Here is an 18,880-nt window from a genome sequence, read left to right as displayed (position 1 = left end):
GATTAAAAAAATGTAGCAATTTAAAAATCTAACAATGCAGCAATGCCGAAACATTGATAAACTGATACATTAATAGATTGGTACACTTACAAAGTTCCCTAAACAGCATTATCTGTTCCAGGTTCATTGGGTATAATCTCAGCCCCGACAGGAGCACCCCTTTATTTCAGCGGCAAAAGTACAACTTTTTATCATTAAATTAAAATAATTTTTTTATCAGTATGACCGGTTGTACGAATCAATGAAATAATAATTTTTATCGTCTTTGGTTACTTCAAACATTTTGCCCAGTTTCCAGCTGTAATTTCTTTTTATATCTGAATATTCAAACGGAATTACAATTTTATTGTCTACATCAATCACTCCAAATTTATCATTATGGGTTGCAATAATCATAGGGTTTGCGATATCATCTCCTTCCAGAACATATAAATATTGATATTTCGGAAAAATAGTAAATTGAGAATGATCTGAAGGGTTTTTAAATTTAGCATCTTCAATGACACCATATTTTCCATTGAGAATATAAGCATGAAATAAAGCTTTGTTCATCCCTGATTTACATCTGCCTAAATCATCATTCCTGTACTGATAAACACGTTTTCCGGCGTTATTGATCCTGAAAGCAACCCCGTTTTTCTCTACAGTTGCATAAAGATTGTTGCCAAAGTGTTTTATCTTTTCGTTTGATGAGTTTAAAAGATTGCAGTCTTCCCCAAAAAACATGACAAGATCATACTCAGGAGCAATTACAAATTTCCCTTTTTGATTGACAAACCCAAACTTTCCGTTTATCTTTTTGGGAATTAATAATGGAATATTTTCATTTACAACAGGAAGACTAATGTTTTTTTTGACTGAAGCCACTGTGTTATGATGTCCGTTTGCCTTTCTTATTATCTTTTTCTTAGGTTGCTTCCCTTGACAAAAAGCTATTGCCGAAAACAAAACGAGAACTAAAATTTTAATTTTTTTCACCACCTTCATTATTATTTTTTGCCAAAAATATAAAATAAAAATTTCATATTTATAAACAATCTAAATAATTTAATTCTTACAAAATTCTAATTTTTCGTAATTTTGGGATCATTTTTAAATATCTGGTTATAGTGAACATCAGAATAAATTATTGATCAAAGAACAATCAAAAAAGCATTCTGAAACACTGTCGCAAAGAATTTTTAGCAGAAAATAACTTTTACTTGATTCTGCAGAAAACATTCTTGTTTATTTAAAAATGTAGATAATGTATTTAATAACTATAAAGCATTATCTGATTTATAAAAAAGAAAAGAGAATATGAGTATTTATCAGGATTATCTCCAGGAGATTGAAGAAAGAAAAATTCAGGGACTGCATCCGAAACCAATTGACAGTGCTGAACTATTAAGCGAAATTATTACACAGATTAAAGATCAGACAAACGAAAACAGAGCTGAGTCGCTTAATTTTTTTATTTATAACATTTTACCCGGGACAACAAGTGCAGCCGGTGCTAAAGCGAAATTTTTAAAAGAAATTATTCTTGGAGAATCTATTATAGAAGAGATTACCCCTGCTTTTGCTTTTGAACTTTTATCTCATATGAAAGGCGGTCCTTCTATTGAGGTCTTGCTTGATCTCGCATTAGGACATAATGAAGAAATTGCAAAACAGGCAGCTGAAGTTCTTAAAACACAGGTTTTTCTTTATGATGCAGACACAGATCGTTTAAGAGAAGCTTTTAAAAATAATAATCCAATCGCCAGAGATATTCTGGAAAGCTACGTAAAAGCAGAATTTTTCACCAAACTACCCGAAGTTCCGGAAGAAATTAAAGTAGTTACTTTTATTGCCGGTGAAGGAGACATCTCTACAGATTTATTATCTCCGGGAAACCAGGCACACTCCAGATCAGACCGAGAGCTGCATGGTAAATGCATGATCACTCCTGAAGCTCAGGCAGAAATCAAAGCTTTGCAGGCTCAGCATCCTGATGCAAGTGTAATGCTGATTGCAGAAAAAGGAACCATGGGGGTGGGTTCATCCAGAATGTCAGGAGTAAACAATGTGGCTCTGTGGACAGGAAAACCTGCAAGTCCGTATATTCCATTTGTTAATATTGCGCCTATTGTTGGCGGAACAAACGGTATTTCACCCATCTTCCTTACAACGGTGGATGTAACAGGAGGAATTGGTATTGACCTTAAAAACTGGGTAAAAAAAGTAGATGAAAACAGAGATCCTGTACGAAACGAAAACGGTGAGGTTGTTCTTGAGCAGGCTTACTCAGTAGCAACAGGAACTGTATTGACCATCAATACAAAAAAGAAAAAATTATATAACGGAGACATAGAACTGATTGATCTTAGTAAATCTTTCACTCCCCAAAAAATGGAATTTATCAAAGCGGGAGGCTCTTATGCAATTGTTTTCGGTAAAAAAATCCAGACTATTGCAGCACAAATTTTAGGCGTTGAAATCCCGATGGTTTTTGCTCCTTCAAAAGAAGTTTCTATCGAAGGACAGGGTCTTACTGCAGTAGAAAAAATCTTCAACAGAAATGCAGTTGGCTTAGCTCCCGGGAAAGTTTTACATGCTGGTTCTGATGTACGTGTAGAGGTTAACATTGTTGGTTCTCAAGATACTACAGGTTTGATGACAGCGCAGGAGTTAGAATCAATGGCAGCAACTGTTATTTCTCCAATTGTTGACGGAGCTTATCAGTCGGGCTGTCACACGGCTTCAGTTTGGGACAAAAAAGCTCAGGCAAATATTCCTAAGCTAATGAAATTTATGAACGATTTCGGTTTGATTACCGCTCGTGACCCGAAAGGTGAATATCATGCAATGACAGACGTTATCCACAAAGTTCTGAATGATATTACCATAGACGAGTGGGCAATCATCATCGGTGGTGACTCTCACACGAGAATGTCTAAAGGAGTTGCTTTCGGAGCTGATTCCGGAACGGTAGCTTTGGCATTAGCAACAGGTGAAGCATCAATGCCAATTCCTGAGTCCGTAAAAGTTACCTTCAAAGGCGATATGAAAGAACACATGGATTTCCGTGATGTTGTTCATGCAACTCAGGCTCAAATGCTGAAACAATTTGGTGGAGAAAATGTTTTCCAAGGCAGAATTATTGAAGTTCACATCGGTACCCTTCCTGCAGATCAGGCATTTACATTTACAGACTGGACTGCCGAAATGAAAGCTAAGGCATCTATCTGTATTTCTCAGGATGATACTTTGATAGAATCTTTAGAAATTGCAAAATCCAGAATCCAGATCATGATTGATAAAGGAATGGACAATCATAATCAGGTGCTTCAGGGATTAATCAACAAAGCAAATAAGAGAATTACTGAAATTAAATCTGGTGAAAAACCAGCATTGACTCCGGATGCTAATGCAAAATATTACGCTGAAGTCGTTGTAGATCTTGATGCGATTGCAGAGCCAATGATTGCTGATCCGGATGTAAACAATGAAGATGTTTCTAAAAGATATACTCACGACACCATAAGAGATCTTACTTATTACGGAGGTGAGAAAAAAGTTGATCTTGGTTTCGTAGGCTCTTGCATGGTTCACAAAGGAGACTTGAAAATTGTTTCTCAAATGCTTAAAAATATTGAAAAACAAAACGGAACTGTTGAGTTTAAAGCTCCTCTTGTTGTTGCCGCTCCAACTTATAACATTATTGATGAATTAAAAGCAGAGGGCGACTGGGAATTTTTGGAAAAATATTCCGGTTTTGAGTTTGACGACACCGCTCCAAAAGGTGAAGCACGTGTGGAATATAAAAACATGATGTATCTTGAAAGACCAGGTTGTAACCTTTGTATGGGGAATCAGGAAAAAGCGGCAAAAGGAGATACAGTTTTAGCAACTTCTACCCGTCTTTTCCAGGGAAGAGTCGTAGAAGATTCAGAGCGTAAAAAAGGAGAATCTCTATTGGCATCAACTCCGGTAGTCGTATTATCTGCTATTATGGGAAGAATTCCTAATATCGAAGAATATAAGGCTGCTGTAGAAGGAATTAACCTGACTACATTTGTGCCTCCAATCAAAGAATTGGTAGCTGTTGGTCATTAATAAATTTTGAGTTAAGGTCAAAAAGACTTTTCATTAAAAACAAAAAGATTTTAGTCTAAGGATTAGAATCTTTTGTTTTTTCTTGTTTAGAACATTTCTATTTAACAATAATATTAATTATTTTGATGTAAATCAACGACTAAAATTTTATTTTTCCTTAACTTGATCACTATAAATAATCTTTGTCATTCATTATATTTATCAATATTTTATTCCTGAGGAACGGAATTTGATGAATAATGACGAGAATTTCTGTTTTTGTTTATAAAACCTACAGCAGAATTTAATTAAAGAGAAAAATTACAACAGATATGACTTTCGACATTGACATGATCAGAAAAGTGTACGAACGCTACCCTGAAAGAATTGCAGCAGCAAGACAAATTACAGGAAAGCCATTGACACTTTCAGAAAAAATTCTTTACACCCATCTTTGGGAAGGCAGTGCCACCGAAGAACATGAAAGAGGAAATTCTTATGTAGATTTCGCTCCGGATAGAGTGGCGATGCAGGATGCTACGGCACAAATGGCTCTTTTACAGTTTATGCAGGCTGGTAAAGCTAAAGTTGCAGTTCCTTCTACAGCTCATGCAGATCACCTTATTCAGGCAAGAGTTGGCGCAGAAGCAGATTTGCAGGAAGGCATCAACAAAAATTCAGAAGTTTTCAATTTTTTAAGTTCAGTTTGTGACAAATACGGAATTGGTTTCTGGAAACCGGGAGCAGGAATCATTCATCAGGTTGTTCTTGAAAATTATGCATTTCCGGGCGGAATGATGATCGGAACTGACTCTCATACCGTAAATGCAGGTGGATTGGGAATGGTTGCCATCGGAGTCGGCGGTGCAGATGCAGTTGATGTAATGGCAGGAATGCCATGGGAACTGAAAATGCCTAAATTGATCGGAGTAAAACTAACCGGTAAAATGAACGGATGGACTTCCGCAAAAGATGTTATTCTAAAAGTGGCAGGAATTCTTACCGTAAAAGGAGGAACAGGCTGCATCGTAGAATATTTCGGTGAAGGAGCAGAATCTCTTTCGGCAACCGGAAAAGGGACGATCTGTAACATGGGTGCTGAAATAGGAGCTACCACTTCTACTTTCGGATATGATGATTCCATGAGAAGATATTTGGCAGCAACCGGAAGACAGGACATTGTTGATGCGGCAGATCAGATTGCAGAGCATCTGACTGGCGATCCTGAAGTATACGCAAATCCTGAACAATATTTTGATCAGCTGATTGAAATTAACCTTTCTAAATTAACTCCTCATCTTAATGGTCCTTTTACACCGGATTTGGCAACTCCAGTAGCCGAATTCAAAGCAAAAGCTGAAGCCAACGGATGGCCTATTGAAGTAGAATGGGCTTTAATTGGTTCTTGTACCAATTCATCTTATGAAGATTTATCCAGAGCAGCTTCTATTGTAGAAGATGCAGTTGCAAAAGGAGTAAAACCTAAAGCTATCTTGGGAATAAATCCTGGTTCTGAGCAGGTAAAATTTACTGCAGAAAGAGACGGATTCTTAGACTCATTCAGAAAGTTTGAAAATGCAAGAATTTTTACCAATGCTTGTGGACCTTGTATCGGACAATGGGACAGAGAAGGTGCTGAGAAAGGTGAAAAGAACTCCATCATTCATTCTTTTAACAGAAACTTTGCTAAGAGAGCAGATGGAAATCCTAATACCCACGCTTTCGTAGCTTCACCAGAAATGGTGGCTGCTGTTGCAATTTCAGGTAGACTGGATTTTAACCCTATCACAGATACTTTGACTAACGAAGCGGGTGAACAGATAAAATTAAACGAACCAAAAGGTTCTGAATTACCAGCCAGAGGGTTTGCCGTGGAAGATAACGGTTATCAGGCTCCGTCAGAAGATGGCTCTAAAGTTGAGGTCGCAGTAGATCCTAATTCTGACAGGCTTCAGCTGTTAGAAGAATTTCCGGCTTGGGATGGTCAAAATATTACCGGTGCAAGAGTTTTGATTAAAGCTTTCGGAAAATGTACAACCGACCATATTTCTATGGCGGGACCATGGCTGAAATATAGAGGTCATTTGGATAACATTTCAAATAATATGCTGATCGGAGCTGTAAATGCATATAATATGGAAACCAACAAGGTTAAGAACCAGCTAGATGGTTCTTATGGTGAAGTTCCTGCTGTACAAAGAGCTTACAAAGCTGCAGGGATCCCGTCTATTGTTGTTGGAGACCAAAATTACGGTGAAGGTTCTTCCAGAGAGCACGCTGCGATGGAACCAAGACATTTGGGCGTAAAAGCTGTTTTGGTAAAATCTTTTGCAAGAATCCATGAAACCAACCTTAAAAAACAAGGTATGCTTGGATTAACATTTGATAATGAATCAGATTATGACAAAATCCAGGAAGACGATATTGTAAACTTCCTTGATCTCGAGGACTTTGCTCCGGGAAAACAACTAACTTTAGAGTTTATTCATACAGACGGAACTAAAGACATCGTTATAGCAAACCATACCTACAACAATCAGCAGATTGAGTGGTTCAAAGCAGGATCTGCCCTGAATCTAATCAAACAACAGGAAAATTAATTAAATTTTCAGGTTGGTATTAACCATAAGAAAGCAGCTTCTCCGGAAGCTGCTTTTATTTTATTTTATTCAGAAAATTCATTCTATAACTCTCGCCTATTGGGATTTCATGCTCGGATATTAAGGTGACTTTTCTTGTACGTAAGCTTTTAATATGATTCAGGTTAATAATAAAAGATTTATGAATTCTCACAAAATGTTCCGGAAGCTGAAGTTCCATAGATTTCAGTGTATCCAAAATAATATATTCCTGAGTTTCAGTTTTGATGTTTACGTAATCTTTTATACTCTCCACATACAGAATATCTTCGAAAATAATTTTATGCTGCTGTCCTGAAGATTTTACAAAAAAATAAAATTCCTCTTTATTTTCATTAATCGAAAATCGTTCATGAGCTTTCAATACACTTTTCGAAAATCTTTCAAAAGAAATCGGTTTCAAAAGATAATCTACAACATTATGATCATACCCTTCCAAAGCATATTCTGAATAAGCTGTCGTTAAAATATATTTTTGTTGATCTCCCAGTATTTTCATAAAATTGATTCCTGTAAGTTCCGGCATCTGAATATCCAGAAAAACCAGATCAGATTGATGATTCTGAATATACTCTAAAGCCTCAATCGGATTTTCAGCAGAAAAAACCAGTTCTAAAAAAGGCACTTTCTGCACGTAACTTTCCAGCAACGAAACCGCCAATGGCTCATCATCTACAATAATGCATTTAATGGTATTCATTTTTTAAATTAATTTTCAAGTCAACCGTAAAATCAGTTTCAGTTTCCAGAATATTCAATTCATATTGTTTAGTATACAAAATCTCAAGTCTTTTTCTGACATTTTCAATTCCGATACCTGAAGCAGAGTCTTTCAATTGCTTTTTTTTAAAATTCATAAGGTAAAAATGCAGAATTTTATTTTCATCTGAAATTTTCATATTAAATCCTTTTTCTCTAAAATCTCCATGTTTAAAAGCATTTTCAACAAAAGGAATCAGGATCATCGGCGAAATATTCAATTTTGGATGATTGATATTTTTTTCAATGACCAATAATTCGGGATTTTTAAGCCTCAGCTTTTCCAGCTCAATCAAACTGTCGAGATAGCCAATTTCTTTATCCAGACTGATCCAGTCTTTTTCCAGATCCTTAGTGCTGTACCTTAATAAACGTCCCAATTCCTCAATTGCGGGTAAAGATTTGTCTGAGTTTTGATACACTAATGAGTAAATATTATTCAAAGAATTAAAGATAAAATGAGGATTAATCTGTGTTTTTAAGGCTTGTAATTCGGCATTTTTCCTCGCTTCAATCAATTTGGTTTTTTCTTTTTCTGTTTGAATGAAATATTTAAAGAACCAGAACGCCGTACTGATAAAAATGGTAGTGCTGCTGTAAAAAACATTATCAAAAAAATAATAAAAAAAATTAGTCCCTTTTGGATAATTAATGATATTAAAAAGAAAAGGAAATGCTAACTGCTCAATAAAATAGCGTACTGCCACAAAACAGCTTACACTGATAAAAAAAGCAAAGATCGAGCGATAGATTTTATCTGCATTAAAAAATGCAGGAACGATAAAAAAATAATTAACGTAAAAACAGATAAAGCTTGCCAAAAAGAAGGTAACATCCAGAAGAACAGACTCTAAACCATAGGCAATTGCCGGAATTATAATTGAGCCAACGAGGTAAATCAGCCAGAAAAAGATATGCAGATAAACAAATTTATTAACTTTCATGTTCTTTTTATCTCAGGTTGTAAAATTATAAGTATCAACAATACCGGGAAACTATTTTTCGACAAACATACTTATATTTCAGATGAAATGGATTTAAGCAGAGTTAGATTACCGTTTATCTAAACGCTGTTTTATAAAATTTCATCAACCGCTAATTTTGAGTTCAACAATAAAAAAATAAAAAAATGAACTTCAAACAACTCCTTATTTTACTGTTAACTTTATTAGCCGGAAAATTTTTTGCACAAAAAAAATCTTACGATAAAACTAGTATTTATAAAACAAAATTTGACGATGCCGTTCCTGTTCTGAATATTGCTACTTTTCACATGGGGCAAACTTCAGATGCAGTAAGTACGGTATTTGACGAACACAATATTCAAAACCAAAATGAAGTAAAAAAAGTTGCAAGACTTTTAGCTGAGTTCAAGCCAACTATAATTATCATTGAAAATCTGCCTAAGAATGATAGTATAAGAAATATAAATTATCAACAATACGTTCAAAACCCAAAGTTAATATTTGAAAATCCTGATGAAATAGAACTTTTAGCGTATGAGGTGGGCAGATTAAGCGGGGCAAAAAAAATTTATGGAATTGATTATAAGGAAAGCTACAACTATAGAATCGAATATTTTGTTCCTGATAAAGTTGATAAAAAAACTACAGCAGAATACTGGAAACTATTAGACGAAAACGAAAAAATAAATCCTGAACAAGGAATATCTTTTTATGAATTATTTAAACTAAACAATCATCCTCAATATCTTGAAAGCCTCATCAACATCAATGCAGATATTCTCACGTATGTTTCCACTAGAGGAAAATCTGAAGGCGCCGATGAAGCTTCAAAATTCTATCATCGTAATCTTGTGATGTTTTCTAATCTGAATCAGATCCCTGTTGACAAAAATGACCGAATATTTATACTGATGGGAGGAACTCATACTGCATTTTTCAATGATTTTCTTAAAAGAAGTCCCAAGTATAAGCTGGAGGAAACTTTTAAATATCTAAAATAGAACCTCTTTTTTATTCTCCATATTCTGTAACAAAAAAGATTTTTCGTCGTCTAACAAGGTATACTTACTCACGCAATGAAGAAAACCATATTTGCTATTTCTATTTTAAGTTCTGTAGTTTATTTTGCACAGGACACCAAAGACAATACAAATTCCAAAGTAAAAGAAAAGGATATCGAAGGCGTTGTCATCACCAAAACTAAAAAAGCCGTTGAACAAAAAGCAGATCGTACAATTTTCGATTTTTCCGAGCAGCCGCACCTCAACAACGGAAATGTTCTGGAAGGAATAAAAAAACTTCCGGGACTGGTTTCTACAGATATTGCCGGAATGATGTATCAGGGAAAAATTCTTGATGTATATCTCAATGGTCGCCCACTGAATATCTCAAGCAACGAGCTCAATTCTTTTCTTGAAGGAATGCCCGCCAATTCCGTTGAAAAAATTGAAGTCATTACCCAGCCCGGAGCAGAATTTCCTGCCACTTCAGGAGGTGCCATCATGAATATTATCACAAACAAGAATGCCAATAAATATCTTTCTGCTACCTATTCCGGAAACTACAATTTTTCAAATTATGATAAATTCAGAAGTAGAACAAGCAATTCCCTGAATCTGAATGCAAGAAATAAACTTTTCGGGTGGCAGCTGAGTGTTGGGCAAAACTACCGTGAAAGCATGCTCAATTCTAACCAGGATAACTTAATGTTTGCAAATACCGACAGAATCGGAAGAGGATATTTTGCAAAATCCGGAGTGACATTTGATCTGGGTGAAGACAGATTATTACTTAACTACGATATTTACCACAACAAAAACAGTAATTATACTGCAAGTAATGGTTTTGCAGATATTTTAGTATCACAAAATCCTGATCTTTTCAGAGAAATTGATTTTGATGCTTTTGATGCGGCAAAGACCAATAATCTTAGACAGGAAGCTGTAGCAACATACCAAAAACGTTTTTCAGACGATAAAAATAAAAAACTCGACTTTCAGTTTGGTTATACCAAATCAGACAGTAAGTTTGGTCAGAATAATATTTTCAGGAAAGGAATTTTCACAGATTCACCGATTGGAGAACCATTTAATTTTACTGCCGGAAATGTTTTGGAAAACAGCTCAGATATGAGAATTGCTAATTTCAAAATAGATTATTCGCAGCCTTTAAAAATACTTGATGAAGGAAAAGTAAGTATGGGCGGTTTGTATGAAAAACAAAATTTTGATACAGAAAGTAAAGAATTAACCAATCTGGAATATCAAAGGCAAACAGCTTCAACATACCTGGAATTTCAGGCAAAATATAAGAAATTTGATTTTATTGCCGGCGCAAGGGCAGAAAATTATGACATTTCCGGTATTACCAGAATTGAAGATGGAAATACTATTATAGAAGATAATTTAATTCCGTTCAACAAATTCAAGCTTTTTCCTAATGCAAGTGTACAGTATAATGTGATGAATCAGGTATATGCACTGGCTAATTATAATAAAAAAATTAATCTGCCGAGTATTTCCGCATTAAACCCAAACAATAGTACGTTTCAGGGACCGAATACCCAAGTAAACGGAAACCCCTTCCTTCAGCCTACTATTTTTGATAATTTTGAATTGAAAATTTCGGCTTTTGATTATGCTTTTATAGGTTACAGCGTAAGTAATGCTAAAAATCAGGTAGCACAGATCATCCGCAGAGAAGGAAAAAATATCTTTAACGAGCAGGTAAATATTTCGGAAATGAAAATCCACAATTTCAATGTTGGATTACCTATTCCGTTTATGATTTTTACCAAGCCGCTGAGTGAAATCATGAAGTTTGATTTTAATCCGGACAAAATCAATTTTATGTATTTGTATGCAGGCTATCAGAAACATGACATTAATAATCTCAAGAATAACGGTTTCTGGATTTTCAATGTGATGACCCAGATTCTTTTACCAAAAGACATTAAAATGACTGCTAATTACAGCTATCTAACACCTAGAGCAGGATATTTTTATTTCACGGCAGAAAAGCCTTTCAATAACTCTTTAGATATTACGTTATCAAAAAAATTTCTGGATAACCGCTTAACGGTTTCTGTATTTGGAAATGACATTCTGAACGGGCAAATTATGCAGATCAGAACCAATAATCCGGACGGAGGAAATAATGTTTTTCTCAGAACAAAATACGACAGCCGGAATTTTGGATTGTCGCTCAACTATAAAATTCCTACAAAAAATAAACTTGCCAAAGAAGATGCTAATATATTAAACAGCAAAAAGGAGGAAAGTAACGGAATATTACAGTCTGGACAATAGATATCTTAATATATACAAAATAGGCTCCCAGTTTCCTGAGAGCCTGTTTAATTTTGTTTATTCTGTTATTTTTTGATTACTTTTATGGATTGTCTTGACCCATTTTTCATTTTAAGAATTAAAATATACATTCCCTGAGAAAGATCATTTAATCTTAAAACAGATTCTGCTTTCATATTATTTCTTATAAGTTTGCCGGACAAATCAGTTATCTGTATTGAATTTACCAATTCCGGTCTGTCTATATTTACAACATCTGTAAAAGGATTAGGATATACAGCAATGACATCTTTCTTAGCCGTTTCTGATGTTGAAAGACAGCCTGCAGAATCTACCGTCGCTGTAACCATTGTTCTTGGAGACTCGCATTTAGTTCCTATTTTCCAGTCGTAAAAATAATAGTACAAATCATTTCTTGCCGTGTTTGTAGGTGCTGCAGTCAATGTACTGGTTTGAATTGTTACTAAATTTTGTACAGTATATGGATAACCATAATTTCCTGCCGGTGCATTTGCAGAAGGATCAAACAATAAACCAGAAATACCCGTATAACTACCCGGGCGGATTTTGTAATTCGAGCCCGGAAATATAGGAAAATCAAGAGTAATCACCTGTGCAACAGGGGCACTCGTTGGCGCACCCGTAACATTCACCGTCTTTGTATTCACAACAACTCCATTTGAATTGATTACATCAATTGTAAGTGTGCCAGAAGCACCGCTTGCACTCACCGGATAAACTGTAACGCTCTCAAGGATAAAAAATCCTAAAGCATCAAATACAAGACCAAAATTTGTAGTTCCCGCACCGCTAGAAGGCGAGGGATTATAAGTTGCTTTTCCCGTCTGAATACCACTGCTTCCAGATGATGCGCTTACATAATAATTGGTCGTATTTGTCAATACTGGTGTGGTAAAAGTATTCCCGGTGGTAAGCAAATTTCCGCCGGTCTGAGCATCATACCAGTTTAAATTGATGCCGGCATTAGCTGTTGCAGAAAGTGTTGCTGTCTGATTGGGACAAACTGTTGCTCCCGTAGAGCTATGCACATTGGGAGGAAGACATGTTGTTGTAAAAAATACAGTTTCAGGATACCATACACTTGTATTACCAGATCCACAGTTTGATCTTATCCAAACATAATAAGTAGTTAAAGGGGCTAGCCCTGTTATTTGATAACTTGTTCCCGATATATTTGGAATCGTTGGTGCCGTAGATGATGTGGGCGGTGTATTACTTGTACTGTAATATATATCATATGTATTAGGTGATGATGGAGAAACAGACCATGCCAGATCAGCTGTATTTGTAGAGGTAGAAACTACCGAAAATCCTACAGGAATATAGCAGGTAGGCGGAATCCAGGTATAGGTAAGTCCCGAAGGTGGCATTCCGGGAACAGAATTTGAAGTATTAAACGCCTGACCACTGTTGTTTGCCGTTCCCGCTCCAGAATTAAAAAACTCTGTTGCTGTACTGTTTAATCTGTTGTTAAAATCAGAATTAGAACTGCCTCTTAGCCCCACCTGTGCGGATCCTGAAACAGCAGTACTTCCAATCAGAAAACTTCCTGAATCGTATACCACCTTTACAATATTTGATGTTTCCTGAAGACGTATTTGAAATGAGAATGAATAAACACTTGTAACTGCTGTCGCAGAATTAGTCCTAAAATTAGACCATTGAATAACTACTTCCCGATTAGGAGCAGTCCCTTCTGTTGCCCAAGAAATATTTCCTGTTCTTCCATTTACATCAAAAAAACTGCTTATACTTCTTCCCCAAGCAGCTACAGCTCCATCATAAGCTGTGGTTCCAGAAATAGGAGAAGAGTAACCCGTAGTTGGTGCAACAGATCCAAATGATATAAAACCATTAGCAGAGACGTTGATGGAATTGTGAGAAATACCATTGAAATTAAAATTAAAAGGCAGAGTAACAGGAAAAATACCACTTCCAAGATTAGTAGAAGTAGTATTACCCGTTGCTGATCCCAAAACGGTGCCACCGGATATTGCAGTAAAGGTTCCGGATGACTGACTAAAACTATATGCACTCACTTGTGCATATAGACTTTCATAACTCAATATAAATGACAGTATAAGAGCTGTCATGACGTTCAAAATTTTTTTTCTTTCGCAAAAGAAAAACCGATAGATTTTTTTCATAGATTATGGATTAAATAATTATTAAATATAAACATTTAATAGCTAAATACATTGTATTTTAAAAAATTTATTATAAATAACACTTTTCATTAAATTATAAATAAAAAAGGTTTCATTTCTGAAACCTTTTTTGTAAAATATCAAATTAAAAAAACTATTTTTTAATTATTTTTATGGATTGTCGTGACCCGTCTTTCATTTCAAGAATCAAAATGTACATTCCCTGAGAAAGATCATTTAATCTTAAAACAGATTCTGCTTTCATATTATTTCTTACCAGCTTACCAGACAAATCAATTATTTGAATTGAATTTACCAACTCTGGCTTATCAATATTCACAATATCCGTGAACGGGTTAGGATACACTTTAATAGTATTTTTCACTACAGTTTCAGATGTAGATAATGTTTTAAGTTCATAAGAGACATTATCTATTGATAAACTGTTGGCAGGAGTTCCGGGATTCTTAATTGCCAACTGCGTAACTCCGGCAGGGAGAACAGGGATGTCAAAAGAAAAAGGAAACGTAGTATTAACTGCACTAACACTGAATGTTGTCAATATTACGAAAGCATTAGCCGTATCTAAATATCCGATTTCAAGAATACCTCCTGCAGTTACAGAAGCTTTTGCATCAAATTTTAGTCTGTAATCGCCAGATTGCAACGTACTCATTGCCGGCAATGCAACGAAAGCAATACGAGCTCCTGAAGTCCATAAATACAAAGTATTGTTTCCACTAATTGTAGTACTGTTAGAGATATGACCTCCGTTGGCTGTTCCAAGGTTAGTCCAGCAATTTGGCAATACTCCACCCGTACTACCATTGGAAACTCCAGGATAACCTTCAAAATCTTCAAAATAAGCACCTGTAATTGCTCCACAAAGTGTTGTAAAACTTACTTCAGCAGACCAGTTACTTTTATCTGATGAAGAACACACAGATCTTACCCAAACATAATAGTTGGTTGATGCCTGCAAAGGTCCTATATTAGCAGATAGGCCTGTAATTCCTGTTAAGCTAGGCACTGTGGAAGATGTAGGCGGCGTACTGGAACTTGAATAATAAATTTCATAACCATTGGCAGGCGCTGTAGCAGGCGCAGCCCAGCTTACCAAGGCATCATTTTGAGTAATACCAGATACTGCCACTGAAGAAGGGGCAAAACAGCTTGGCACAGCTTCCCAGTAAATATCATCCCAATAGTAAGATTTACCGTCAGGCGTATTCATTATTGCCAATCTTGCATTAGCAGGAACTGTTGATGGTATTATAACCGTATATTCCGATGTAGAATCGTAAGCAGTATTGGCAATCGTTAGTGCCTGAATAAGAGTAAATGTACTTGCATTTGTAGGATCTGTAACATAACCTACATTCAAAGTTCCTGTAGCAGAGCTTACTCTCGCTTTGAACCTCAACCAATGAGTTCCAGCACTAACATTACTGAATTCTGGTAAAACAACTGCTGTAGGATTTTGAGCAGTAGTGCTGTATTGATAAATATTTCTGGTTCCCGATGCTGGAGTAGTAGAGCTAATGGACTGACTTCCAGTTGCAGTAATAATTCTGTCCCAACAATCAGGCACAATACTTCCTGTAGAATAAGAATCAAAATTTTCAAACATTGTAGCTACCGGAGCACACAAGGTTTTGAAGGACGGCACAGCACGCCAAATACTTCTGTCTGATGAAGAACACACAGATCTTACCCAAACATAATATATCGTATTGGGCATAAGGTTGGAAATAGTAGCCGTATTTACTCCAGCTACTGTAGCTCCAGATGGTGTAGTGGCAGCAGTAGGATCTGTATTTGATGTAGAATAATAGTATTCATATCCATTGGTAGGTGAAGAAGGAGATGCCTGCCATGTAATGCTTCCCGAATCACTGCTTAAAGCTGTTGAAGTAAGAGATACAGGAGGAAGACAAGAAGGTACAGCTTCCCAGTAAACATCATCCCAATAGTAAGATTTACCGTCAGGCGTATTCATTATCGCTAGTCTTGCATTAGCAGGAACTGTTGATGGTATTATAACCGTATATTCTGATGTAGAATCGTAAGCGGTATTGGCAATCGTCAATGCCTGAATAAGGGTAAATGTACTTGCATTTGTAGGATCTGTAACATAACCTACATTCAAAGTTCCTGTAGCAGAACTTATTCTAGCTTTAAACCTCAACCAATGAGTTCCAGCACTCACATTACTGAATTCTGGTAAAACAACTGCTGTAGGGTTTTGAGAAGTAGTGCTGTATTGATAAATATTTCTGGTTCCCGATGCCGGAGTAGCAGAACTAATAGTCTGACTTCCATTAGTGGTAATAATTCTATCCCAGCAAACAGGTACAATACTTCCTGTAGCGTAAGAATCAAAATTCTCAAACATCGTAGCTACAGGTACACATAAAGTATAAAAAGGTAAACTAGCTTTCCACACACTTTCTCCGTTTGTTCCTCCGCAATTTGCTCTCACGTAAAATATATATTCTGTTTGAGGATTTAAAGATAAATTAACTGTTGTAGCTGTTGTATTGGTCCATGTAGTAGGCAATCCTGCTGAGGATGGCAGAACGGCATAATCCCAACTACTTTCAGATCCGCCTGCAACCCATGTCGCAGTAGCTCCATTGGTTGCTATATTTGAAACTGTGGGAACACTTGTCGCAGGACAAGTCACCGTATAATCAAAGCCTATGACCGGTCTCCTGTAATTACTTGAAGACAAAGATGACCCCAATGTACCGTTGGTTGTATTGATATATTTTGTTGTGTTATCATTGCCTGTATCTACGCAACCAGTACTGTATTCATATTGCCAGGTGACACTGGTGTTGTTTCCTGTATTTACATATTCCATTAGAAGCATAAGATTGCTCGTTCCGGAATACATAAAAGTACTAGAAAACTGTAAAGATTTATATCCCGCAGCTCCCGCTGTTGCGGTTGCAGGATTTGAATCATACAATAAAGTTGCTCCGGCTGTTGTGGCAGCCCAGTCTATTGCACCTGCACCAAAATCCAAATTCGATGTTTCCTTAAGGTAGATTTTCAAATTAGGTGTTCCGCCGAGATCTGTGGAAGTGTATTTCTTCAGATACAGAGCAGTAAGCTGCTGATTAGCAATTCCCGTAAGCTGACTTGCAGGGTATATTACAGCAATCCTATTAGTAGCAGAAGCATTGGTAGAGCTGTTAAGTGCATAAGTCGTTGTTCCTAAACTGGCACATGTACCGGCAACCTGATACAATTGTGCAGAAAAAAACTGAAATGATGCAATTAAGAAAAGAACAAATAAAATCAAAGAGTTCTGGAGACTCTTTATTTTTTTTCGATAAGTAAAGAAATTGTAATAATGTTTCATAGATATGGATTAAATTTTGATAAATGTATGAATTTATTATTTATCACACAACATTAAAATTAACAATACCATAATTTAATTAGTCAAAAAATGAGACATTAATAAAATTATTCACCTTTTATCCTATTTATTTGCAATCTATGAAATTTTAACATTTAACCATATATTCCAAAACTTTAATAAATGGATTGGTTTATGTTACTTATTGTTTTGAAAGATTAAGGCTTATTGCTACTATTCACAAGCTCTCCAGACTGCATCATTTTGAGGAACAGGAGCTGTGATTTCAACTTTTTCTTTGGTAACAGGATGAATGAATTCAAGTTTTCTGGCATGCAGGTTAATTCCTCCATCAGGATTTGATCGAGGTGAACCATACTTCAAATCTCCTTTAATCGGAACACCGCTTTTTGACAACTGAGCCCGGATCTGGTGATGCCTTCCGGTCTCAAGATCAATTTCCAAAAGAAGATAGTGGTCTAGATTTTTAATTATACTGTACGTAAGAATTGCTTCTTTTGCACCCTCAGTTGCCTTTGGAAAGACAATCGCTTTATTATTTTTTTCATTTTTCTTCAGATAATGGATCAGCCTTTGCTTCTGAGGAATCATTTCTTTTGCCACGACAGCCCAATATGTTTTTTTGATTTCCCGATTTTTGACCATTTGAGTTAAACGCGACAAAGCTTTTGACGTTTTAGCATAAATGACCAAACCAGAAGTTGGTCTGTCGATACGGTGAACCAGACCAAGAAATACATTTCCCGGCTTATTGTCTCTCTTTTTGATGAAATTTTTAATGGAATCCAATAAAGATTCATCGCCTGTTTTGTCACCCTGAACGAGCTGTCCGACTTTTTTATTAATTACCAAAAGATGGTTGTCTTCGTATACAATCTGCTCTGCGATCATTTTTAATGAAGAAAATTTTGCTTCTTCCACTACAAAGATAACTACTTCTGCAGAATTTTTTCTAATTGGAGAAGTCCCATTTTGAAGCCTTCTTCAAATCCCATATCCAAGATTGATCTCATTTCTTCTTCCGAATCAAAATGAATATTCATGGTAACCTTCGTCCCTTCTTCGACCCCGGTAAAACCAAAAAGCCATTTTGCTTTAGGAAGTTTTTCATTAATGATACCGTTTTCATCGCAAAAGGCATCAGTCCAGTCAAAACTTCTCTTAGCTTTAATCTCACCATATTGTGCTTTGGCAAAATGTTTTTCGCCATTGGAACCGATCATGACATACAGCCAACTTCCGTTTTCAGAAAACTCCTGTTTTACAGTCTCACATTTCCATGGTTTTGGTGCCCACCACAAATCAAGTAAATCTGATTGCGTAAAATGATTCCAGATGGTGTCAACATTCTGCTGGTAGATCTTCATTACATACACGCTTTTCGAATCAAAATCTGGGGTAAAAATAGCTCCTGAATTCATACTGATTTATTTTAATAATTAATTTCTGTTGACCATTTAAGACAAGCATTTCACAATTTGCGTTAAGATTATTCATCAATATTTATAATTAAATGTTAAAAACTATACTTTTAAGAAAAAAAACACAATAATTTGGTTCATATTTTGTTTACCAAATCTTAAAATGCTTA

The 18,880-nt window shown here is 35.8% G+C and carries 11 protein-coding genes; 4 read left to right on the top strand and 7 right to left on the bottom strand.

The window, feature by feature from the left end; translation table 11 throughout:
- Nucleotides 1-216: 216 nt before the first annotated feature.
- Nucleotides 217-987: a WG repeat-containing protein gene (locus FOL89_RS03450; RefSeq protein WP_144281452.1), complete on the bottom strand. Its 771-nt coding sequence runs from the start codon at nt 985-987 to the stop codon at nt 217-219.
- 312 nt (nt 988-1,299) lie between these two features.
- On the opposite strand from FOL89_RS03450, the gene FOL89_RS03445 reads away from it, so the two are divergent.
- Nucleotides 1,300-4,080, top strand: coding sequence for a bifunctional aconitate hydratase 2/2-methylisocitrate dehydratase (locus tag FOL89_RS03445; protein ID WP_144281451.1), 2,781 nt, complete (start codon nt 1,300-1,302; stop codon nt 4,078-4,080).
- Nucleotides 4,081-4,391: 311 nt separating this feature from the next.
- Nucleotides 4,392-6,659, top strand: a complete 2,268-nt coding sequence (locus FOL89_RS03440) for an aconitate hydratase (RefSeq protein WP_144281450.1) — start codon at nt 4,392-4,394, stop codon at nt 6,657-6,659.
- A gap of 55 nt (nt 6,660-6,714) precedes the next feature.
- Here the strand turns inward: FOL89_RS03440 and FOL89_RS03435 are convergent, their stop codons facing one another.
- Nucleotides 6,715-7,398 carry a LytR/AlgR family response regulator transcription factor gene (locus FOL89_RS03435; RefSeq protein ID WP_144281449.1) on the bottom strand — a complete coding sequence of 228 codons (684 nt, stop codon included), beginning with the start codon at nt 7,396-7,398 and terminating at the stop codon, nt 6,715-6,717.
- A complete protein-coding gene (locus FOL89_RS03430; RefSeq protein WP_144281448.1) occupies nt 7,385-8,401 on the bottom strand; it encodes a sensor histidine kinase in 1,017 nt (338 codons plus the stop codon). Before FOL89_RS03430 ends, FOL89_RS03435 begins: the two co-directional genes overlap by 14 nt.
- 185 nt (nt 8,402-8,586) lie before the next feature.
- Between FOL89_RS03430 and FOL89_RS03425 the strand changes: the two genes are divergently transcribed.
- Nucleotides 8,587-9,423, top strand: coding sequence for a DUF5694 domain-containing protein (locus FOL89_RS03425; RefSeq protein WP_144281447.1), 837 nt, complete (start codon nt 8,587-8,589; stop codon nt 9,421-9,423).
- Nucleotides 9,424-9,498: 75 nt separating this feature from the next.
- A complete protein-coding gene (locus FOL89_RS03420; RefSeq protein ID WP_144281446.1) occupies nt 9,499-11,730 on the top strand; it encodes an outer membrane beta-barrel protein in 2,232 nt (743 codons plus the stop codon).
- A gap of 65 nt (nt 11,731-11,795) precedes the next feature.
- On the opposite strand, the gene FOL89_RS03415 is transcribed toward FOL89_RS03420, so the two are convergent.
- From FOL89_RS03415 to FOL89_RS03400, 4 genes are all read right to left on the bottom strand, one after another.
- A complete protein-coding gene (locus tag FOL89_RS03415) occupies nt 11,796-13,844 on the bottom strand; it encodes an Ig-like domain-containing protein (RefSeq protein WP_185146902.1) in 2,049 nt (682 codons plus the stop codon).
- Nucleotides 13,845-14,052: 208 nt separating this feature from the next.
- Nucleotides 14,053-17,268 carry a fibronectin type III domain-containing protein gene (locus FOL89_RS03410; RefSeq protein WP_144281444.1) on the bottom strand — a complete coding sequence of 1,072 codons (3,216 nt, stop codon included), beginning with the start codon at nt 17,266-17,268 and terminating at the stop codon, nt 14,053-14,055.
- 234 nt (nt 17,269-17,502) lie between these two features.
- Nucleotides 17,503-18,180 carry an RluA family pseudouridine synthase gene (locus FOL89_RS03405; protein ID WP_144281443.1) on the bottom strand — a complete coding sequence of 226 codons (678 nt, stop codon included), beginning with the start codon at nt 18,178-18,180 and terminating at the stop codon, nt 17,503-17,505.
- Nucleotides 18,181-18,221: 41 nt separating this feature from the next.
- Nucleotides 18,222-18,710, bottom strand: a complete 489-nt coding sequence (locus FOL89_RS03400) for an SRPBCC family protein (RefSeq protein ID WP_144281442.1) — start codon at nt 18,708-18,710, stop codon at nt 18,222-18,224.
- Between the last annotated feature and the right edge of the window lie 170 nt (nt 18,711-18,880).

It is taken from the genome of Chryseobacterium echinoideorum, from assembly GCF_007474535.1.
Classification (GTDB): domain Bacteria; phylum Bacteroidota; class Bacteroidia; order Flavobacteriales; family Weeksellaceae; genus Chryseobacterium; species Chryseobacterium echinoideorum.
Note: the sequence above shows the minus strand (reverse complement) of the source record. Positions and strands in the feature narration are given on the sequence as shown.